General features: G+C 59.4%; 17 protein-coding genes. 5 read left to right on the forward strand and 12 right to left on the reverse strand.

Features of this window, described 5'->3' with window-relative positions; all coding sequences use genetic code 11:
* Positions 1-10: 10 nt before the first annotated feature.
* Both ACLBWT_RS01370 and tyrS read right to left on the reverse strand, forming a co-directional pair.
* Positions 11-535, reverse strand: a complete 525-nt coding sequence (locus ACLBWT_RS01370; protein WP_447661311.1) for a protease — start codon at positions 533-535, stop codon at positions 11-13.
* Positions 536-648: 113 nt separating this feature from the next.
* Positions 649-1,941, reverse strand: coding sequence for a tyrosine--tRNA ligase (gene tyrS, locus ACLBWT_RS01375; RefSeq protein WP_447661312.1), 1,293 nt, complete (start codon positions 1,939-1,941; stop codon positions 649-651).
* A 542-nt stretch (positions 1,942-2,483) separates the two neighbouring features.
* On the opposite strand from tyrS, the gene ACLBWT_RS01380 reads away from it, so the two are divergent.
* A complete protein-coding gene (locus tag ACLBWT_RS01380; RefSeq protein ID WP_447661313.1) occupies positions 2,484-5,603 on the forward strand; it encodes a transglycosylase domain-containing protein in 3,120 nt (1,039 codons plus the stop codon).
* Positions 5,604-5,737: 134 nt separating this feature from the next.
* Here ACLBWT_RS01380 and acsA read toward each other — a convergent pair whose 3' ends face one another.
* The gene (gene acsA / locus ACLBWT_RS01385; RefSeq protein ID WP_447661314.1) at positions 5,738-7,459 is read right to left on the reverse strand and encodes an acetate--CoA ligase; all 1,722 of its coding nucleotides are present in this window, start codon (positions 7,457-7,459) and stop codon (positions 5,738-5,740) included.
* 271 nt (positions 7,460-7,730) lie between these two features.
* Between acsA and ACLBWT_RS01390 the strand changes: the two genes are divergently transcribed.
* Together ACLBWT_RS01390 and ACLBWT_RS01395 are read left to right on the forward strand one after the other, a co-directional pair.
* Entirely contained in the window at positions 7,731-8,363 is a 633-nt protein-coding gene (locus ACLBWT_RS01390) for a GNAT family N-acetyltransferase (RefSeq protein WP_447661315.1), read from the forward strand.
* A gap of 19 nt (positions 8,364-8,382) precedes the next feature.
* The gene (locus ACLBWT_RS01395) at positions 8,383-9,564 is read left to right on the forward strand and encodes an acetoin utilization protein AcuC (protein WP_447661316.1); all 1,182 of its coding nucleotides are present in this window, start codon (positions 8,383-8,385) and stop codon (positions 9,562-9,564) included.
* A gap of 130 nt (positions 9,565-9,694) precedes the next feature.
* Here ACLBWT_RS01395 and ACLBWT_RS01400 read toward each other — a convergent pair whose 3' ends face one another.
* The 4 genes from ACLBWT_RS01400 to ACLBWT_RS01415 form a co-directional block, all read right to left on the reverse strand.
* On the reverse strand, positions 9,695-10,405 hold the full coding sequence (locus ACLBWT_RS01400) for a 5'-methylthioadenosine/adenosylhomocysteine nucleosidase (RefSeq protein ID WP_447661317.1): 711 nt from the start codon (positions 10,403-10,405) through the stop codon (positions 9,695-9,697).
* Complete coding sequence (gene ccpA, locus ACLBWT_RS01405) at positions 10,402-11,412, reverse strand: catabolite control protein A (protein WP_447661318.1); 1,011 nt, start codon at positions 11,410-11,412, stop codon at positions 10,402-10,404. Before ccpA ends, ACLBWT_RS01400 begins: the two co-directional genes overlap by 4 nt.
* A 92-nt stretch (positions 11,413-11,504) precedes the next feature.
* Complete coding sequence (gene ytxJ, locus ACLBWT_RS01410) at positions 11,505-11,843, reverse strand: bacillithiol system redox-active protein YtxJ (protein ID WP_447661319.1); 339 nt, start codon at positions 11,841-11,843, stop codon at positions 11,505-11,507.
* Between the two features lie 55 nt (positions 11,844-11,898).
* Positions 11,899-12,282, reverse strand: a complete 384-nt coding sequence (locus tag ACLBWT_RS01415; protein WP_447661320.1) for a hypothetical protein — start codon at positions 12,280-12,282, stop codon at positions 11,899-11,901.
* Positions 12,283-12,612: 330 nt separating this feature from the next.
* Here ACLBWT_RS01415 and ACLBWT_RS01420 point away from each other — a divergent pair, with 330 nt between their 5' ends.
* A complete protein-coding gene (locus tag ACLBWT_RS01420) occupies positions 12,613-13,140 on the forward strand; it encodes a type 1 glutamine amidotransferase domain-containing protein (protein WP_447661321.1) in 528 nt (175 codons plus the stop codon).
* Between the two features lie 132 nt (positions 13,141-13,272).
* On the opposite strand, the gene ptsP is transcribed toward ACLBWT_RS01420, so the two are convergent.
* The 5 genes from ptsP to ACLBWT_RS01445 all read right to left on the reverse strand — a co-directional run bounded on the left by ptsP (position 13,273) and on the right by ACLBWT_RS01445 (position 19,467).
* Entirely contained in the window at positions 13,273-15,030 is a 1,758-nt protein-coding gene (gene ptsP, locus ACLBWT_RS01425) for a phosphoenolpyruvate--protein phosphotransferase (RefSeq protein WP_447661322.1), read from the reverse strand.
* Complete coding sequence (locus ACLBWT_RS01430; RefSeq protein ID WP_447661323.1) at positions 15,027-16,922, reverse strand: glucose PTS transporter subunit IIA; 1,896 nt, start codon at positions 16,920-16,922, stop codon at positions 15,027-15,029. The genes ptsP and ACLBWT_RS01430 overlap by 4 nt, the downstream gene beginning before the upstream one ends.
* A 182-nt stretch (positions 16,923-17,104) precedes the next feature.
* Complete coding sequence (locus ACLBWT_RS01435) at positions 17,105-17,533, reverse strand: CoA-binding protein (protein WP_447661324.1); 429 nt, start codon at positions 17,531-17,533, stop codon at positions 17,105-17,107.
* Between the two features lie 44 nt (positions 17,534-17,577).
* Positions 17,578-18,876 (reverse strand): 3-phosphoshikimate 1-carboxyvinyltransferase, encoded by a 1,299-nt coding sequence (gene aroA, locus ACLBWT_RS01440; RefSeq protein ID WP_447661325.1) that lies wholly within the window; start codon positions 18,874-18,876, stop codon positions 17,578-17,580.
* Positions 18,877-18,912: 36 nt separating this feature from the next.
* On the reverse strand, positions 18,913-19,467 hold the full coding sequence (locus ACLBWT_RS01445) for a shikimate kinase (protein WP_447661326.1): 555 nt from the start codon (positions 19,465-19,467) through the stop codon (positions 18,913-18,915).
* 136 nt (positions 19,468-19,603) lie between these two features.
* Between ACLBWT_RS01445 and ACLBWT_RS01450 the strand changes: the two genes are divergently transcribed.
* Entirely contained in the window at positions 19,604-19,903 is a 300-nt protein-coding gene (locus ACLBWT_RS01450) for a hypothetical protein (protein ID WP_447661327.1), read from the forward strand.
* The last annotated feature ends 1 nt before the right edge of the window (position 19,904 follow it).

Raw genomic sequence — 19,904 nt, forward strand, 5'->3', positions numbered from 1 at the left:
TTCCCCTCTCTCATTTCAAAATGGATACCGCCAAGGCATCCGGCTTCACTTCGACGACGACGACCTTGCTTCCGGTTGGAATATCGGTCCCGTCGAAGCTTTCGGCCGTATGGTTCGTCACTCCCGCTCCGATCCGCACCAGCACTTCGCCGCAGCCGTGGGCCGGAATGGCCGTCAGCACCTCGCCGATCGATCCGCCCAGCTCCTGCATGGAGTACCCCGAAGTTGATTCGGAGTTGTGCATGGGCCTCACATACAGGAAGAACACGAGCAAGGAGCATGCCGCCGCAGCGAGGATGGACAGGAGCGCAATGCCGGAGGCCGGGAGGCTCGAATACTTCTCCAGCATTAGTCCCGCTCCGCCAAATGCCGTAATGGCGCCGGCAGCGGCAGCCGGCTGGAAAATATGATGTCCGTCCACGGACAGGAAATCGAGCGCCCCGTCCAGGAAAGAACCGAGTATATCCCCCAGCACCACGCTTACGACGGCAAAAAGGACACCGAAGGCTAGGCATGACAGGTAAACCGTTTCCATCCCGTACCTCCCCATATTTGGTATCTAATGTTAACTTCCCGGTACTCTATACGCTGCAACCGGCCATTTGTTTCACAACTTAGACATTTTCTTGTCGAAAATTTCGGACCGCCTCACAATTGGATCCGTATCCGGGCCATGCGCCGTTTGCCGGCTTGCAAGACATCTCCTTCGCGCGGCTCCACGACCGCTGAGACATCCTCCAGCTTCACCCCGTTGAGCTTGACGGCTCCTTGCTGAACGCTTCGGCGGGCTTCGCTGCCCGACGGCAGCAGATCCAGCACGGTGAGAAGCTTTACGAGCCGGATCTTGCCCGCATCCAGCTCTGCCGCATGCAGGACGGCTTCCTCGATATCATCCGGCAAGGCGCCTTCCGAGAATATCGCGCGAAAACGCGATTCGGCCGAGTCAGCCGCTTCCAATCCATGGAACAGGCGAACGAGCGCGCGAGCCAGCATCAGCTTGGCATCCCTTGGATGCAAAGTGCCGTCCGCCAATCCGGATGCCACGGCGGCCAAGCGATCCGAGTCCAGATCCGTGGCCAGCTCGAAATATTTGGGCATGAGGCCATCCGGTATGCTCATCGCTTTGCCGAAGATCTGATCCGGCTCCTCCTGGATGCCGATGTAATTGCCGAGGCTCTTGCTCATTTTCTGAACGCCGTCGAGCCCTTCGAGGATCGGCATCGTGATGGCGGTCTGCTGCCGCTTGCCGTATTCCTTCTGCAGACTCCGGCCCATGAGCAGATTGAACTTCTGATCCGTCCCGCCCAGCTCGATGTCCGTCTCGAGGGCGACCGAATCGTATCCCTGCATAAGAGGGTAGAAGAACTCGTGGATGCTGATCGGCAGGTTGGATTTGTACCGCTTCGTGAAGTCGTCCCGTTCCAGCATGCGCGCAACCGTCGACTTGGCCGCGAGGCCGATGACATCGTTGAAGGTGAGCGGCGACAGCCATTCGGAGTTGAAGCAGACCGTCGTCCGCTCCGGATCGAGCACCTTGAAGATCTGGTCCTTGTACGTCTGGGCGTTATGCCGGACATCCTCTTCGGACAACGCCTTGCGGGTCTCCGACTTGCCCGACGGATCGCCGACCCGGCCGGTGAAGTCCCCGATGAGCAGCTGGACCTCATGTCCGCATTCCTGGAACTGCCGCAGCTTCTGGAGCACGACGGTATGGCCGATATGAATATCCGGAGCCGAGGGATCCAGTCCCAGCTTCACCTTCAAAGGAATGCCCGACGCCACCGACTCCTCCAGCTTCTCCCGGAGACCGCTTTCCGGAATGATCTCAGCCGTTCCCCTCGCAAGGATCGCCAGCTGCCGCGCAACCTCCTGCTGCTGCTCCGAGGTCAGCTTCGATCCGGGCCGCTGTCCATTCTGATCCCTGCTCTCCTGCTGGTTCATTTTCTTTGCTCCCCTTTCTCTGATTGGCGCCCATGGCGCGGAAAACGCAAAAAATCCTTCTCGTCCGAAGGGACGAGAAGGATTAGCTCGCGGTACCACCCTTGTTGGAATTCGCGCCGCCTGCGCATGCTATGCCAGGCAAAGCCAAATGAATTCCCACTTCGTTGAACATAACGGAAGGCTGCTTCCGGGACCGGGCTACGCGCCGGGCTGACAGCCCGAGGTTCCCCCGGCCGGCTCAGGGCTGTAATTCACGCGGACGGGGCGTCCCGGTTCGCACCTGCCACCGGGTCTCTGTGGACGCCTGCCGTCCGGCTACTGGATGCCCATCCACGCCGTTGGCCGTATGGTCCGCCGGCTCCTCCGAGCCGTGCGGAATCGTTTTGCAAGTTATATCATGCCCCGCGAAGAGTGTCAACTTCCAAGCTTCGGCAGCAACAGCCGGAAAGGGGGAGATTTCATCGATGGAAACGACATCTGATGCCGGGTTCCGGCGACATGTGCTATAATAGCTGTGCTTACTTGGAGGAGGAAAGGTACATATGGCTCAAGAGCATGAACAAGCTCCCAGGCGCAGCGGCTGGAGGACGTTCGGTCTTGTCGTGTGGATCACGGCGAAATGGCTGATCATCTTCGGCATTACCGGCGCACTGTTTGCCGGCGGCATCGCGACCGGATATGTGGCCGCCCTGGTCAAGGACGATCCCGTCCGGCCCGGCAGCGAGCTGGAAGCCATGGTCAACGAGAATGCCCTGACCGGCTTCGTTTATTTCAACGACGGGACAACCCCCGTAGGACAGCTCAGGACAGACGAGGACAGGCGTCTCGTCGACCTGCAGAACATCCCGCAATCCGTCATCGACGCTCTGTTGTCGACGGAAGACAGCAATTTTTATTCCCATATCGGAATCGACTACATGGGCTTCGGCCGCGCCGTCAAGCAGAAGCTGCTCAATGAAAGCAGCCAGACCGGCGGCAGCACGCTCACCCAGCAGGTAGCAAGAAGGGTATTTCTCAGCCTCGACCGCACCGATGCGCGCAAGGTCAAGGAAATCCTGCTCTCCATCCGGATGGAGCGATATTTGACGAAGGACCAGATCCTCGCGGCTTACTTGAACAAAATGCCGTTCGGCAACGGTTCTTCCGGCTACAATCTGTACGGAATCAAATCCGCGGCGATCGGAATCTTCAACATCTCCGATCTCAGCAAGCTCAATCTGGCTCAATCCGCCTATCTTGCAGGCCTTCCGCAGCTGCCGTCGTCCTATTCGGCCTTCAACGGCAAGGGCGTATTCAACCCGGACGGATTCCGGAGAGCCACGGCAAGGCAGAAGACCGTCCTGTCCCGCATGCTCGTCACCGGCCGCATTACCCAGACCCAATACGACGAGGCGATCGCCTTCGATCTCAAGAGCACGCTCGCCCCGCACAAGGAGAAGGCCTATAACACCTTCCCTTATCTGATGCTTGAGACGGAGCGGGAAGCGGCAACGATTCTCGCCATGAAGCAGAACCCGAATCTCAAGAAGGGCGATCTGGCCAAGACGGAAAATGCCGAAATTCTGGCCAGCGCGCGCGAGCAGCTGCTCCGTTCCGGCTACCGGGTGTTCACGACGATCGACAAGGTGATCTACAACAACATGCGCGAAGTCGCGAGCAACCCGGACAACTTCGGACCGGCCAGCAAGACCAAAGGCCCCGAGCAAGCCGCCGCGATCATGATCGACCACCGCAGCGGCGCCGTTCTCGGCATGATGGAAGGGCGCGACTTCAACATCGAGCAAATGAACTATGCGACGCAGATGACGCGCCAGCCAGGTTCCGCAATGAAGCCGATCGGCGCCTATCTGCCGGCGCTCGAAGCCGGGCTGGTCCAGCCGGCCAGCGTCATCGACGACTCGCCGATCATTCTCAAGGACGGCCAGAAGGGCTTCCATATCCCGATGAACGCGAACAAGAAGTTCAACGGTCTCGTTACGGCACGGGAAGCTCTCAACCGCTCGTTGAACACGCCAGCCCTCAAGCTGTTCCTGGACAAGGTGACCATTCCGAAAGCTTGGGACTTTGCCCGCTCTCTCGGCATTTCTACCCTGCAGCCTAGCGACGACAACGCTCAAACGGGTGTCATCGGAGGCCTGAGCAAGGGCGTGACCGTCGAAGAACTGACCGATGCCTATGCGACAATCCCGAACGGCGGCGTCTACAATGAGCCGTTCATGATCAGCAAGATCGTGGATTCGGAAGGCCATATCGTCTATCAGCACGAGATCAAGCCGAAGCGCGTTTATTCCGAGCAGACCGCTTTCCTGATGACGGACATGCTGCGCACGGTCATCTCGGACGCAAGCGGCACGGCTCACAGTCTGACAAGCGGCTTCAAATCCTACGGAAAGATTCCGATCGCGGGCAAGACCGGCTCCACCCAGAGCTATGGCGACGTCTGGTTCATGGGCTTCACGCCGGACATCACGCTGGGCGTATGGGCCGGCTACAAGGAGCAGAAGAACGTGCTCCTCAAGGACTCCCATTCCAGGGCGCGCTCGCTCTGGACCGAGATCATGAACCAGACGGTCGCCGACAGGCCCGAGCTGTTCAAGACGGAGGCATTCCCGAAACCGGACGGGCTCGTCAAAGCGACCGTCTCTACCGTCAGCGGGATGCTGCCGAGCGATCTGATCCGCTCCCGCGGCCTGCTCGTCACCGACTGGTTCAACAAGAAATACGTCCCGACCAAAGTGGACAACGTTCTCGGCAGCATGTCCTTCATTACCTACAACGGCGTCAATTATATCGCCCAGGACACGACTCCATCCGACTTCGTCTTCACGAAGACCGTCATCAAGAGGGAAAAGCCGCTTGGCGAACTGATGGATGAAATCAACAAAGCCCAGCAAGCTATGCCGGACGAATATCGCAGGCCGCTGTCGGCCTTCATCCCCAAGGATGCGACCGACGACGCGCCGTCCATGGTAGATCCGCGTCAAGATGACGGCGCCGCTCCTTCCGCTCCTTCGAACGTTTCGCTGGAAGCGGTGAACGGCGCTTACCGGATTTCATTCGCGGCAAGCCCTGAGAAGGATGTCGTCGGCTATCGGCTGTACCGCTCGCAAGGACGCGGCTTCAGCAAGCACGGGGAATCCATTCTGACGGGCAGCACGCTGTCCTTCTCCGATCGCTCCGGCTCCCTGCTGTCGTCCTATTATGTGACCGCAGTGGACGTAGGCGGCCATGAGTCGGCGCCAAGCACGACTGTAAGCCCGTTTGGCGCGGTCCTTCCCGGAGGTCCCGGCGATACCGGCCAAGGCGGCGACAACGGTAGTGTCGGTACCGATAACCCCGGAGGCGTGACGCCTCCGGACCCGGGAGCGACAGTTCCAGAAGCGACCCCTCCCTCCGCTCCCTCCGCTCCTGCCGGTCTGAATGTATCCGTCGACGGCCAGACCGTCAAGCTGAGCTGGACCTTGAATGCCGATACCGAGGGCGTAACCCGCTATGAGGTGTACTACAGCCCCAACAATGACGGGAACTATCAAAGCATCGGCTCCGCTACGACCAACAGCTTCTCGGCTATGATGGCCAGCACGGCAGGCACGTACCGGATCAATGCGGTCAACGCCGCCGGAGCTTCTCCTTACTCTTCAGCCGTCGTTTACGGCTACTGATCGACAAGGAATGTTTCGAAACCTGTCTGACCCGACAAAAAAACGCCCCTCAAGGGCGTTTTTTTGTTGCAGCCCTACCAGGTCTGCGAAATAAACAGCCTCCCGGCAATCCGCCGAGAGGCTGTTGAGCTTGCTTAGTCTTCAATGGTGGAAAGATCGCCTGTCGGCAGGTTCAATTCCCATGCCTTGAGCACGCGCCTCATGATTTTGCCGCTGCGCGTCTTGGGAAGCTTATCCTTGAATTCGATCTCGCGCGGGGAGGCATGCGCCGACAGACCGATTTTGACAAAGCGGGCGATATCCGCCTTCAGCTCGTCGGAAGGCTCGAAGCCTTCGCGCAGCGAGATGAACGCCTTGATGATCTCGCCGCGCATCGGGTCGGGCTTGCCGATGACGCCGGCTTCGGCGACCGCCGGATGCTCCACGAGCTTGCTCTCCACCTCGAACGGGCCGACGCGCTCTCCGGAGGTGTTGATGACATCGTCGATCCGGCCCTGAAACCAGAAGTAGCCTTCATCGTCCCGATAAGCCGAATCTCCGGAAATGTACCAGCCCGGAATGTGGAAGTATTCCTCGTACTTGGAAGGATTGTTCCAGATTGCGCGCATCACGGACGGCCATGGCGTGCGGATCGCCAGATTGCCCATCTGGAACGGCGGCAGCTCGTTGCCGGAATCGTCGATGATCGCCGCTTGGACGCCCGGCAGAGGACGGCCCATGGAGCCCGGCTTGATCTCCATCGCCGGATAGTTGCAGATCAGCTGGCCGCCGGTTTCGGTCATCCACCATGTATCATGGATGCGCTGGCCGTACACCTTGAGGCCCCAGCGGACCACTTCCGGGTTCAGCGGCTCGCCGACGCTGAGCACATGGCGCAGGGAGGACAAGTCGAACTGGGTCGACACGTCGTCTCCTGCCCCCATCAGCATCCGGAATGCAGTCGGGGCGCTGTACCATACCGTGACGCCGTAGCGCTGGATCGTCGTGTACCAGTCCTGAGGACTGAACCGGCCGCCGCGGATGACGTTACTCGCTCCGTTGAGCCACGGCGCGAAAATGCCGTAGGACGTTCCCGTCACCCAGCCCGGGTCGGCCGTGCACCAGTAGACGTCGTCTTCCTTGAGGTCTAGGACGACCCGGCCGGTGTGGTAATGCTGGATCATGGCGTTGTGGACGTGGTAGACGCCTTTCGGCTTGCCTGTAGAACCGGAAGTATAGTGGAGAAGAAGTCCGTCCTCGCGGTCCACCCATTCGATCTCGGCTTCGTCGGAAGCGGCCTTCATTTCCTCATGGTAGGAAATGGTGCCCTCCGGGTTCTCCGACGGGCTGACGACGAAGATATGCTTGAGCTCGGGAAGCTCGTCGCGCTTGATGCGCGGAAGAAGCGCGGGCGTCGTCACGATCGCCGCCGCTCCGCTGTCCGCGAGCCTGTCCTTGACCGCCGTCTCCATGAAGGCCTCGAAAAGAGGTCCTACGACGACTCCGGTCTTGAGCGAGCCGAGAAGGGCTACGTACAGTTCCGGAGTGCGCGGCATGAAAATGAAAAGCCGGTCTCCCTTGGCCAGGCCGTGCTTGCGGAGAACGTTGGAAAAGCGGTTCGACAGCAGGCTGAGCTCCTCGAATGTATACGATTCATCCCGCTCCGGGTCGCTGTAATGCAGAGCGGTCTTCTGCCCTCTGCCTTCTCCGATATGGCGGTCGATAGCCTCATGCGCCATGTTGACCTTGCCGGTCTCGTGCCAGGTGAAATGCTTCTCCACCTCGCTCCAGTCAAAGTCCCGGTACGATTGCTCGTAATCGGCCATATTGGGAGATTTCGCGGTTACAGCCAGCTTTTCCTGATGGTCAATCGACATGCTAATCACCTTCCATAGTCGTCGTCTTTTTAGGGCGGATGGAAATCGGATGCGCTTTCAAACATAGGGTAAAACGCAGTCCATGTCGCCAACTAGTATAGCATAATGGAAATGTATGCGCCTACTTCTATCGAAATTTACCCCTTTAGCTTGAAAAATCCCCCTCTTGCGAAAGGACCGTCCTTTTCATCCCTACTTTTTTCTGCTATAAGTGATAAGAGGCAAAGACGGCTTGCCGCTTTGCCACTAGAAGCTTGAAGGAGCGATAACGTTGGAACATATCAAGCGTTACCATTCCCAAACGATACCTTTTCAAGGCAGAAGCTTGGATATAGAGGGTCCCGTCAAGCCCGGACGCCTGGCGGACTGGACGATGCATCCGGGACTGAACGCATTCCGCCGGCCGACCGAGCAGCAGACCGCCCTGGTGGAGATCGCAGGCCTGCCGGAAGGCCGCATCATTGTAGCGCGAGACGGCAAAGTCGTCGTCGGATATGTGACCTTCCATTATCCGGACGAGCTCGAGCGCTGGTCGGAAGGCGGCATGGACGATCTGATCGAGCTTGGGGCGGTTGAAGTCGCAGCCGAATACCGCTCGGTCGGGCTTGGCAAAAAAATGATCCAGCTCGCCTTCATGGAAGATCAGCTGGAGAACAGCATTATTTATACGACCGAATATTATTGGCATTGGGATCTGGAGGGAACGGGACTCGGCATCTGGGAATACCGCTCCATGATGGAGAAGCTGATGAAGTCCGTAGGCATGGTCTGGTACGCGACGGACGATCCCGAAATCTGCTCGCATCCGGCCAACTGCCTGATGGTCCGCATCGGCAAGCAGGTTCCGCTCGATTCCGTGGAGCAGTTCGACCGGGTCCGGTTCAGGCAGCGGTTCATGTACTGACGCGCTCAGGAGGAAGATCATGAAGGATACAGCCCTATTCATCCGTTCATCCGGCGCGAGCCGGTATAAATTCAATGATGAGCATCCCTTCAATCCGATTCGTCTGGAGCTCGCCAGCTCCTTGCTGGAAACGGCCGGCGCTCTCTCTCCCGACATGATTATGGAAGCGCCTTCCGCGCAGAACCTCGAGCTTGAGCGGATCCACCGCGCCGATTACATGGATGCGGTCCGCAAGCTCAGTATTCCGGCTCCGCATTCCGATTCCCTAGCCTTGGCTGCCCGGTACGGATTGACTACGGAGGATACGCCTTATTTCGAAGGCATGCATGAGGCCGCCGCTGCCATATGCGGCGGCTCCATCCTTGCGGCCGAATCCGTCATGTCGGGACGGGCCGTGCATGCTTACCATATGGGAGGCGGCCTGCATCATGCGTTTCCGGGTCATGGCTCCGGCTTCTGCGTCTATAACGATGCTGCCGTGGCCATCGCGGCCGTGAAGGATAAATACAAGGCGCGGATTCTATATATCGATACGGACGTCCATCATGGGGACGGGGTCCAATACGCTTTCTACGAAGATCCCGATGTGTTCACGTATTCCATTCATGAGACCGGCAAGTACTTGTTCCCCGGAACCGGCTTCACGCATGAGAAGGGCATCGACAAAGGATATGGAGCCTGCTGCAACGTCCCTCTACAGCCTTACACGGAGGATGAATCGTGGCTGGAGGCGTTCTCGGAGTCGATCACTCGCGTCGCCAAGGCGTTCAAGCCGGATCTCATCATCAGCCAGCACGGCTGCGACGCGCATGCCTTCGATCCGCTCTCTCATATTCATTGCAGCATGAGGATTTACCTGGATATGCCCCGCATCATCCATGAGCTCGCCCACGAGCATTGCGGCGGACGCTGGGTCGCTCTCGGCGGCGGCGGATACGATCTGTGGAAGGTCGTTCCGAGAGCCTGGTCTCTCGTCTGGATGGCGATGTCCGGCCATGAGTTGTCGAACCGGCTCGCTGCCGCTCCTTCCTCCCCCGCTCCGCTCCCGGAGCAATGGCTGCGCCGCTGGCAGCCGCTTTGTCCGGAGCCGTTGCCGGAACATTGGCTCGATCCACTCGACATCTGGGAGCCTATGCCGAGGCGCGAAGAAATCCGCCTTCAGAACCGCGCCGCCTGGGAACTGGCCGTGCAGGACTTTTAGCGGCCGCGTCCTCCTGGCAGGAACGAAGCTCTCGTCCGATAGCAGGTTGCCGCCACCCTCCAAGGATCGTCTGCGCAATTGAAAAAAGCCCCATCCTTCCAAAGGGAAGAATGAGGCTGCCGAACGAAGATCAAGCCTGCTGCAGACTGCGTACCATGCCTTCGACGACGGCATAGGACTGGCCAGCGGCCAGCACGGTGAATTCGGCGAAATTCATATGGGCGCTGCCGTCAGCCTGATCCGACATGGAACGGACCACGACATAGGGAATGCCGTTCATATGCGCGACTTGAGCAACGGCAGCGCCTTCCATCTCGGCGCAGGCGCCTTGGAAGACGTCGCGAAGGCTTTGGACCTTGTCGCGGCTCGCGATGAACTGGTCGCCCGACAGGACGATTCCTTCGAGCACGCGGCCCTTCACCGCATCGCGGCTCGCTTGGACAGCAAGCCTGCGCAGATCCTCATCCGCCGGAAAGACGGAGATTTCCTGGTAAGGGATCGCCCCCGGAGCGAAGCCGAGTGCCGTAACGTCCATATCATGCTGGACGCAAGCCGTGGACACGACGATGTCTCCGATAGTCAGGCTGGAATCGACCGCGCCTGCCACACCCGTGAACAGGATGCATTCCGCCCCGAGATCGATGAGCGCCTGCGTGCATACGGCGGCATTGACCTTGCCGACGCCGGACTTGACCGCGATGATGTTCATGCCATGGAGCGTCCCGCGATAAAACACGAGGCCGGCCTTGACCGTCTCCGATTCCATCTGCGCATGGCGATGAAGGAGCTCCAGCTCCTCCGCCATCGCTCCGATGATGCCGATCGTGCGGTAGGTTCTCATTGCTTCGGAGCTCCTACCGACTGCCGTTTGACGAACTCATGAGGGAGGATCACCTTGGACTGCTCGACCGGCTCCTTTTTCATCAGCTTGGTCAGCAGGCGCATCGACACGGCGCCGATATCATACATCGGCTGGGCAACCGCAGACAGCTGCGGACGCACCATGGAAGCCATGCGGCTGTTGTCCACGCTGATGACGGAGATGTCCTGCGGCACTTTGAGCCCTCTGTCCTGAATGGCATGGATAGCCCCGATAGCCATCTCGTCCGTTGCCGCGAATACAGCTGTCGGAAGCTTGTCCTTGGCGAGGAAGTGGTTCATCGCTTCCACTCCGGACTCGTACCGGTAGTTCCCGATGCGGACCTTGTCCTCGTTGTAGGCGATGCCGTTCTCTTCCAAAGCGCGTTTGTAGCCGTGGAACCTCGCATATCCGTTCGACGGATCCTGCAGCGTGCCGCCGATCATAGCGATGTCGGCATGCCCTTGGTCAAGAAGATGCTTGACCGCATCATGCGCGGCATCTTCATGGTTGATGTCCACCGACGCGATGGTTCCCTGCTCGTCCGTCGTCGCACAAAGCACGACAGGCACGTTCGCCGTCTTGAACGCCTGAAGATGCTCCTCCGTCACGGCGCCTCCCATGAACAGCAAGCCGTCGACCTGCTTCTCGAGAAGCGTATTGATGACGCGGATCTCCTTGTCCTTGCGCTTGTCCGCATTGCAGAGAATGATATTGTAATGGTACATGTTCGCGATGTCTTCGATGCCGCGGGCCACCTCGGCAAAGTTGGAATTGGAGATGTCAGGAATGACGACACCGACCGTCGTCGTCTTTTTGCTCGCAAGTCCCCTGGCTACGGCATTCGGGCGGTATCCGAGCCGTTCGATCGCCTCATAGACCTTCTTGCGGGTCTGCGGCTTGACATTGGGATTGTTGTTGACGACCCGGGATACCGTAGCCATCGACACTCCCGCTTCTCTTGCTACATCGTAAATGGTTACAGTCACGGTTCCTTCTCTCCATTGTAAACGAATTTATTGGCAGGCTTTACCCCTTTACATTACGGTAATCATACGACAAATACCGTGCTTATGCAATGTCAGCGAGCATTCTCGGACAGCGCCGTTTCCGTGATATTCCAATGGGAAGCGTTCCATTCCGCCTTGCCGTCCCGGATCAGGATCGCTTGCGGAGAAGCATGCTTCACCTCGAGCTCTTCGGCGATGGCATTGGATACCGGACGCTCCTCGATGACGCGGACGAGAGCCGTCTCGACTCCTTCTCCCTTGGTTCCTTCATGCCAGCGGGTCCATTCCTCGATGGCGCCTGCGCTCACCGAACAGCTTGTGCTGTGCTTGAATACGAGCACCGGCTTCTCGTGGGAAAGCTCCAAAATCCGTTTCCAATCTTCCATCGTGTGCAATTGCTTGCTGCTCATACGCCACACTCCTTATTGTCGTCTATCTGGCTGGGGTCTTTCGGGCTTCCATCGGCTATGTATGCATCATGCAGCGGCTCAGCTGGCCGAGCCTCTTCTCGATTTCCTGCCTCCATGCCTCGTCTCCGACCGAACCCGCGATAAGCAGCAGCTCCAGCAAGGAATCGATCCGTTCGCCGACGATCTGCTGCACAGCCGCGGGATCCGGACTCCTTCGCTTCGAAGAAGCTTCTACCAGTAAATCTGCCCACTCGTTAAGCTCGTTAAACAAGAAGGTCTGCTTGCCCGGCTCTTCGCCAAGCTGGCCGATCAAGCCGGTCAGATCCGGCTTCACCTCGGGAAGCACCTCGCTGCGGCCGCAGCCGGCGCACGAATAAATGGGAACATTGTCGATTTCCACTTTATTCGAGTAGATAACCGTCCTTAATTTCATGTTCATTTTATGGCCGCAAGAACAGGTTTTATGCATCGGAAAGTCCGCTCCTTCGTCAACGCGCCTGCTCATATCCGCTTCAAGCCCCTGATGGGGCGGGGAGGAAATCAGCACGGGCGCAGTGTCGCTCGCCTCCTTACTTCGACCTTTTTCGCCTGTTTTCCTGCCTGAAGGGCACATGCAATTTCTGTAAAATAAAATCGGCTGCCATGACTTCCCTATCGCCCGCGGAGCGGCAGGATCAGGAAGCCGTTTGCGCCTCCGGGCAGGCTGCCTTACAATGAACCGAGAACCTGGCCTATCCCGAAACAGGCCCTTACAGAGGAGGAATGCAAGTTGACCTTGCAAGGAAAGCGCGTCATCTGCCTGATCGACGATGAATTCGAGGATCTCGAGCTGTGGTATCCCGTGTACCGCGTACGCGAAGAAGGAGCGGAGGTTCTGTTCGCCGGTCCGGAAAAAGGAAAGGTCCATATCGGCAAATACGGCGTGCCGGCAACGGCCGATCTGTCCTATGGCGAGATCGACGCCGGCGGCATCGACGGTCTTCTCGTCCCGGGAGGATGGGCGCCCGACAAAATCCGGCGGTACCCCGAAGTGCTGAAGCTCGTGCAGGACATGGACGCCAGCGGCAAGCCGATCGGCCAGATCTGCCATGCGGGCTGGGTGCTCGTTTCCGCCAAAATCCTGCAAGGCCGCACGGTGACCTCGACTCCCGGCATCCGGGACGACATGGAGAATGCAGGAGCACGCTGGGTGGATGAAGCGGTCGTCGTCGACGGAAACCTGATCTCCGCTCGCCGTCCGCCTGACCTGCCGCCTTATGCGAAGGCATTTGTGGAGGCGCTGAAGCAGCGCAGCTGACAAGATCCTGTTCCTAGCGAATGGAATGCCAAAGAACCCTTGCCGATGCAAGGGTTCTTCGTCATCTGCCGCCATTTTGCTTCCCGCTGCGGTTATTCGCTTCCCGCTGCGGTCATTTGCTTCCAGCTGCCGTCACTCGCTTCCCGCAGCAGTCCTGACTTTGGAGCCGTCTGCGTTATCCCTGCTTTGCTCCAGCAGCCGCTTGACCTCGGAGGTCGTGCCGCAAGCCATCACTTCCGCATATACGTTCCGGCTGTCCCGCTGTGTGGTCTGCAGCAGCCGCTCCTTGACATGGAGAATGGAATGGGATGACATGCTCAGCTCGTCGACATCCATGCCGAGCCAGACGGGAAGCGCCCTGGCGTCTCCGGCCAGCTCGCCGCATACGCCGACATGGATGCCCGCCGCCCGGGCAGCCTCCACCGTCGTCCGCAGCATGCGCAGAACGGCTGGATGGAGCGGTTCGTACAGATGCGAGATTTTATCGTTCATGCGGTCGACAGCCAGCGTGAACTGGACGAGGTCATTCGTCCCGATGCTGAAGAAATCGACTTCCCGGGCCAGCAGGTCGGCGATCATGACAGCAGCCGGAAGCTCGATCATGATTCCTGCAGGTATCGCCTTGTTATAGGGCTTTCCCTCCGCCTCGAGCTCCTGCATCGACTCGCGGAGCAGAGCGTTGGCAGCCCTGACCTCCTCCACGGAAGAGATCAACGGGTACATCACCTTCACATTCCCGTAATGGGATGCCCTCAGGATCGCCCGCAGCTGGGTCTTGAACAGATCCTTGCGGTCGAGGCTGATCCGGATCGCCCGGTAGCCGAGGAACGGATTCTCTTCCTCCGGAAGCTCGAAGTAGTCGAGATGCTTGTCGCCCCCGATATCGAGCGTGCGGATAATCAAAGGCTTTCCGTCCAGCTTCTCCGCTACGCTCCGGTAAACCTCGTACTGCTCCTCTTCCTTGGGGAAGCGGGTGCGGTCCATATACAGGAACTCGGTCCGGAACAAGCCGACGCCATGCGCTCCGCTCGTGAGGGCGACTTCAAGCTCCTTGAGCGAGCTGATATTGGCCGACAGCTCCAGATGCTTGCCGTCCGGAGTCGACGTGTCGAGATGGGCGATGCCGAGCAGCCGGTCATGCTCTTCGGTCTGACGGCTGCGCAGAGCCGCGAACGCCTGGACAGCTTCCTCGCTCGGATTGAGCTCCACATGCCCCGTAGATCCGTCGATGATCAGGAAATCACCGGTCGCGATGCTCTCCTCCAGCCTGCTGTCGAGCCCCACGATGAGCGGAATGCCGAGCGCCCGCGCCATGATCGCGGAATGCGAGGTTGTGCTGCCGCCGAAAGTAGCGATGCCGAGCACGTTCTGCGGATTGATATGGGCAAGCTGCGAAGGAGACAGCTCCTTGGCCACGAGGATGTACGGCTGCGTGTCCGAAGGCAGCGTGATCTCGGGCGCGCCGAGCAGATGCTTGAGGAGGCGGTTGCCGACATCCTTGATGTCCAGCGCCCGCTCCTTCATGTATTCGTCATCCAGCAAGTCGAACATCGTGACGAAATGGTCGATCGCTTCCTTGACCGCCACCTCGGCCGCTTTGTACTGCCGCTCGATCATCCCCTGGATCTCGTTCATGAAGACGGGATCGTCGAGTATCGCGAGATGCGCATCGAAAATGCTTCGCTCATCCGGACCGACAACTTCCCGCAGCTCATCCTTCATCTGCTCGATCTCGACCTTGGAGGTGCGGATGCCTTCGTACAGCCGCTCGAATTCACGGGCGAGATCCGCAACGTCGATTCTTTGCTCCGGCAAATCCCATTCCCAGTTCGGCAGGACAAAACATTTCCCGATCGCGATCCCGGAAGAAGCTCCGATTCCTTGCATCATGGCCTAATCCCTCCAACATGACTATCCTTGCGTTCTTTCAGCATCACGGACATGACCGACGACTGCCCCTTCTTCACCGACTTGAAGGCTCCGAAGCCCCAGGAGCGGACCAGCTGGGAATTCGTGATGACCATCGGAGTGGCCAGCGACTTGCATTGCGCACGCAGCTTCTGCAAATCAAAGGAAATGAGCAGCTGGCCCGGCGCAACGTCGTCGCCTTCCTTCACGGCTGCCTGGAAATAGCTGCCGTCCTTGAGCGAGGAAGTATCGATTCCGATATGGAGCAGCACCTCCAGACCTTCCTCGGTGCGGAGGCCGATGGCGTGCATCGTCGGATATAAAATGATGACCTTGCCGCGCACCGGCGCAACCAGCTCGCCCCGATCCGGCAGGAAGGCGACTCCGTCTCCGACAAGCTTGCCGGAGAAGATCGGATCCGGAACCTCCTCCAGCGGAATCATCCTGCCTTGAACCGGAGAGCTGAATAAAACCTGGGCGGAATCCCGCTGCATCGTCTTGACGATTTCTTCCCGGATCAGCTCCGAGAACGTGCCGAATACGATCTGCACGTTGCCTCCGCCGAGCCGGATGACGCCGGCGGCTCCAAGATCCCGCAGCGCCGTATTGTCCAGCAGGCGATCGTTCTTGAGCTTCAACCTCAGGCGCGTAATGCAGGCTTCCATCGTATCGAGGTTTGCTTTGCCTCCGATCGCCTGGAGGATGAGCGGCGCCCTGGACGGGATATCCTCGGCCCAGTCGTCGAGAGCCGATCCTTCCTCGCGGCCCGGCGTAGGGATCCGGAAGCGCCGGATCGCCCAGCGGAACAATCCATAGTACAGAATGAACACGATTACGCCGATCGGAAGCAGCAGCCATCCCTTCGTTGCCAGGTGCATGTTCAGGATGTAATCGATGGCTCCGGCCGAGAAAGAGAATCCGTGCAGGATGCCCAGCTCGTATACGAGCCACATGATGACGCCGGACAGCAGCGCATGGATGACGAACAGGTAGGGCGCGACGAATAGAAAGGCGAATTCGACCGGCTCGGAGACGCCGGTCAGGAACGACGCGAGCGCAGCCGTCAGGAACGTCTTGCGGATCTTCGGCTTGAGGTCCTCCCTTGCTTCCTGGATGATGGCGATGGCGATGGCCGGGAGCGCGAACATCATCGTCGGGTACAAGCCCGCCATGAACGCTCCGGCTGTCGGGTCTCCCGCAAAAAAGCGCGGCAGATCCCCGTTCACCATCTCGCCTGACGGCAGCCGGTAGCCGCCGACCTGGAACCAGAAAACGTGGTTGAGCAGATGATGAAGCCCGAACACGACAAGAATGCGGTGCAGGAAGCCATACAGGAATACCCCGAAGCCTCCCGCCGAGGATACGACGTCTCCGAGCAGCAGCAGCCCTTTGCCGAGCAGCGGAGCGATTCCGATCATCGCGACCGAGAACAGCACGGAGACGAAGCTGACGAAGAGAGGGACGAAACGAGGCCCTCCGAAAAATTGTATGTATTCGGGCAGCCGGATAGATTTGAATCGTTCATAGCTGTATCCCGAAAGCATGCCGATGAGCGCTCCGATCAGGACGGTCGGCTCGATATCGTAGTGGCTGTACTTGACGATGCCCGTATAGATGAACATGCCCGCCAGCGCCGACAAGGCCGATGCTCCCCCATTGCTGGAGGTTCCCCAGGCAACGCCGGCAGCGAACAAATACGGCAGGAAGGCGAACAGCGAATAGCCGGCAACGGATAAATATTCCCCTAGCGACGGCAGTCCGACCGTTTCCCATGGAAGCGTGCTTAAGCTCAGGCAGATGGCTGCGGCAGGCAGAATGATCATCGGCAGCATGACCGCACGGCCGAGCTGCTGCAGATTGCCCATGAATTTCATGCTGGACCTCCTATTCCGATCGCTCGCGCGTCCGCATATGACGGCTCCGCCCGAGGTCTATGAGTATGGTAAGCGTTTCATTTCCCTTTGTCAAAAGCAAAAAGGCAGGCCCTCAAGGTCCTGCCCCATGCCGGCACATTCGAGAAAGGCAGCGTCGCGAGGCAGACGCTCCTCCAGTCAGGCTAGCCGCCGATCGCCGGCCGGAGAATGGAATCCTCGACCTTGATGCAGCGGTCCATGATGACCGTCAAGCCGCCCGCTTGGGCGATGTCGGCCGCTTCCTCGCTGTAGACGCCGAGCTGCAGCCAGAGCACCTTGGCGCCGGCTTGCACCGCTTCGCGGGCGATCGCAGGCGTGAACTCGCTGCGCCTGAAGACGTTCACGATGCCGATCGGTTCCGGCACGTCCAGCAGCGAGGCGTAGCTGGTTTCGCCGAGTATGGCGGGAGCGGCGGGGTTGACCGGAATGATCCGGTAGCCCCGCTCCTTCATGGCGGCGGATACGGAATGGGATGTCCGCTGCGGGTTGTCGGACAATCCGACTACGGCAACGACGGGATTCTGTTCGAGAAGCTTCTTGATTTCGTCCCTGGCGGGATTTTCAAAAGCCATTGCAAGCCCTCCTTTCAAGTTAACTTAACCATGCAAGAGGATATTTACTTGGATTCCGTCCATTCCACCTGCGCGCCGAGCGCCTGCAGATGATCGAAATAGATCGGATAGGACTTCGCGACATGATGCGCATCCTTGATCCGCAGCGGCTTGCGGCAGCGCAGGCCGACGACAGTCAGCGCCATGATGACCCGGTGGTCGTAATGGGCGTTGATCTCGACGCCGCCCTCGAGCCCTTCCGGCTTGCCATGCACGATGATCTCGTCGCGCTTCTCCTCGACGTCGGCTCCGGCCTTGCGAAGCTCCGCCAAGTAGTCGGTGATGCGGTCGCATTCCTTGTAGCGGAGATTCTCGACATTGTAGAACCGGGAGGTGCCTTCGGCGTGGACGGCTGCCGCGACCATGGCCAGCACCGCGTCGGTCGCCGCATCCCCGTCGAATTCAACCGCCTTGAGGCGTCCGTTGCCGCGGACCCGGATGTCGCCGTCCTTATGCTCCAGAGGCACCTCCATCATGCGGAGCACGTCGACGACCGCGCGCTCGCCCTGGCGGCTCTTCTCCGGCAATCCATGGATGACGATATCCGAGCGGGTGACGGCGGCCGCCGCGAGCACTGCAGCCGATCCGGGATAATCCCCCTGAACCCGGTATGTCCGCGCGGCATAGCGCTGTCCTCCAGGAATTCGGTAGCTCATGAGATCTTCGGACGCTTCGATGACGATTCCCGCCTCCTCCAGCACTTCGAGCGTCTGCCCGATCACGACTTTGGACTTGAGGTCGTGCAGCACCTCGATCTCGCTGTCCTCCTCCAGGAGCGGCGTCAGGAACAGCAGCGCGCTCAGGAACTGCGAGCTGACGCTGCCCGATACGGTGATGCGGCCGCCCTTGGCGCTGCCGCCGCGGATCGTGATCGGCAGCTTGCCTTCATGATCGTCCACCTCGACGCCCATCTGGCGCAGAGAGTCGATCAGGTCATGATGCGGGCGCTTGCCGAGCGAGTCGGGATATGCGTTCACGAACGTCACCTCCGGGCTGAGAGCGGCAATGCCCATCAGGAAGCGGAGCACCGCTCCAGCGTTGCCTACATCCAGCTCCTTCACGTCGCGCGGACGGCTGCCGAAGCCCTTGATGACGATCTTCTCGTCATCTTCCTGCAGCTCGGCCCCAAGGTCGCGGATGCAGCGGCGCATGGCGTCGCTGTCCTCGCTATGCGCCGGATAGTAGATCGTGCTGGTTCCTTCGGCCAGGGCGGCGACAAGCAAATACCGCGTCGTGTAGTTTTTGGATGAAAGCGCCTGGATGCTGCCCTTGAGCTCCGGCGTAGGCGTTACGATCACGTCCATTGGAGTGTATTCCCCTTTATGCTGGATTGAATGGAATTATTCTGAAACGCGGTAAAGCCCTGAAGTCCCGAGATAGCCCGACAACACGGATTCGGCGACGGCATCGGGATCCAGGCCGTCCGTATCCACGCTCAGCTGGGCGAAGTCGTAGGCTCCGCTGCGGGCTTTCATAAGCTCGCGCACTTTGGCTGCCGGGTCTCCGGCAAGCAGAGGTCTGGCCGTGTCGCCGGCGACCCTCTCCACGATGACGGCTTCGCTTGCGCGCAGCGCGGCCACGAAGCCATGCCGCAGCATCAGCTCGCGGTTCGCTTCCGACAGCACCGTTCCTCCGCCCGTGGCGATGACGAGGGGCGTGTCCGCTGTCAGCAGCCGGGTCAATGCCCGGGTTTCCGCTTCGCGGAAATAAGGCTCGCCATGCCGGGCGAACAGCTCCGCGATGGAGCAGCCTTCCTCGGCGACCACTTCGGAATCCGTGTCGGTCCAGCCATATCCAAGCCGTCCGGCAAGCTGTCCCGCGACGGTGGATTTGCCGGTTCCCATGAAGCCCACGAGAACGATTTTGCTGCGCGAAGGCTGATCTTCTCCGACCACCGATGCTCACACCTTCCCATGCGATGTCAATCTTTCAAATATCATATCATCAATTGCTAGAGACGGGGTATAAAATTCTTATTTTACCATAAGGATAGAGAAGATCATTCTACCTCTTGAAGGAGGGCGGCCAGCCATGCCGATGGAACAGGGACCGCAGGCGCAATCGGAGCGCAAGCTTCGCCACATCCTCGATCCGGGATCGTCGTTATGCCGGGAAGATGTCGTATGGGCGCTGGATTATATCAAAAAAAAGGTGGCCGACGAAGATTCCGCCCTAGCGGAATTATCGCAGCCACGCTTGCTCAAAAACTATCGGGGATTCGCCGAAGCGGCCATGAGCCTGCTGGCTTCGCCTCGCACCGGCCCGCTTGAGGCGGATCGGCTCCGGGGCATGCTTCGCGAAGCTCTGCACGGCTTGGAGAGGCAAGGCTGAC

Source organism: Paenibacillus sp. D51F, from assembly GCF_053345695.1.

What these genes read in the sequence shown, in the direction of transcription:
- ACLBWT_RS01370 (WP_447661311.1), bottom strand. Translation starts at nt 535, where the DNA reads ATGGAAACGGTTTACCTGTCATGCCTAGCCTTCGGTGTCCTTTTTGCC.
- tyrS (WP_447661312.1), bottom strand. Translation starts at nt 1,941, where the DNA reads ATGAACCAGCAGGAGAGCAGGGATCAGAATGGACAGCGGCCCGGATCG.
- ACLBWT_RS01380 (WP_447661313.1), top strand. Translation starts at nt 2,484, where the DNA reads ATGGCTCAAGAGCATGAACAAGCTCCCAGGCGCAGCGGCTGGAGGACG.
- acsA (WP_447661314.1), bottom strand. Translation starts at nt 7,459, where the DNA reads ATGTCGATTGACCATCAGGAAAAGCTGGCTGTAACCGCGAAATCTCCC.
- ACLBWT_RS01395 (WP_447661316.1), top strand. Translation starts at nt 8,383, where the DNA reads ATGAAGGATACAGCCCTATTCATCCGTTCATCCGGCGCGAGCCGGTAT.
- ACLBWT_RS01400 (WP_447661317.1), bottom strand. Translation starts at nt 10,405, where the DNA reads ATGAGAACCTACCGCACGATCGGCATCATCGGAGCGATGGCGGAGGAG.
- ytxJ (WP_447661319.1), bottom strand. Translation starts at nt 11,843, where the DNA reads ATGAGCAGCAAGCAATTGCACACGATGGAAGATTGGAAACGGATTTTG.
- ACLBWT_RS01415 (WP_447661320.1), bottom strand. Translation starts at nt 12,282, where the DNA reads ATGAACATGAAATTAAGGACGGTTATCTACTCGAATAAAGTGGAAATC.
- ptsP (WP_447661322.1), bottom strand. Translation starts at nt 15,030, where the DNA reads ATGATGCAAGGAATCGGAGCTTCTTCCGGGATCGCGATCGGGAAATGT.
- ACLBWT_RS01430 (WP_447661323.1), bottom strand. Translation starts at nt 16,922, where the DNA reads ATGAAATTCATGGGCAATCTGCAGCAGCTCGGCCGTGCGGTCATGCTG.
- ACLBWT_RS01435 (WP_447661324.1), bottom strand. Translation starts at nt 17,533, where the DNA reads ATGGCTTTTGAAAATCCCGCCAGGGACGAAATCAAGAAGCTTCTCGAA.
- aroA (WP_447661325.1), bottom strand. Translation starts at nt 18,876, where the DNA reads ATGGACGTGATCGTAACGCCTACGCCGGAGCTCAAGGGCAGCATCCAG.
- ACLBWT_RS01450 (WP_447661327.1), top strand. Translation starts at nt 19,604, where the DNA reads ATGCCGATGGAACAGGGACCGCAGGCGCAATCGGAGCGCAAGCTTCGC.